The sequence below is a fragment of the Pseudomonas viridiflava genome (assembly GCF_900602065.1).
Lineage (GTDB): Bacteria > Pseudomonadota > Gammaproteobacteria > Pseudomonadales > Pseudomonadaceae > Aquipseudomonas.
Genome location: NZ_UWFN01000063.1, coordinates 1 through 307, shown reverse-complemented (window position 1 = coordinate 307; position 307 = coordinate 1). Strand labels below are relative to the sequence as shown.

Annotated in this window: 2 pseudogenes; both read right to left on the bottom strand. The window is 59.3% G+C overall.

The features are described from left to right. Nucleotides 1-203 (bottom strand): annotated as a pseudogene (locus tag EE949_RS01005) (CheR family methyltransferase); the annotation flags it as partial. Between the two features lie 9 nt (nt 204-212). Then, a pseudogene (locus tag EE949_RS01000) lies at nt 213-307 on the bottom strand (chemotaxis protein CheW); the annotation flags it as partial.

The window sequence follows — 307 nt, the reverse complement described above, 5'->3', positions numbered from 1 at the left end:
TGCAGTTCACCGTGGCGCTGGTCCGTCATGATCAGCTTGAAGTAGTCGCCATAGCTTTTCAGTTCATAGTGCTTGAGGCGCTTGAACAGGCGGCCGGCTACCAGCGCCTTCTTGGCCGGCGACAGATTGATACCCGCTGCGCGATACAGCCAGGATTGGAACTGGCCGAATTCGCGGTCGTTGAGTGCGGCTGCGTCTGGCATATGCGGATCTCAGTGCGCGTCGAAATCGAGAGCGGGTGTCTGACCGGCTTCGGCCAGGCTCGACATCTCGTCGATGGACAGCACGCGTTCGACCTCAAGTACGA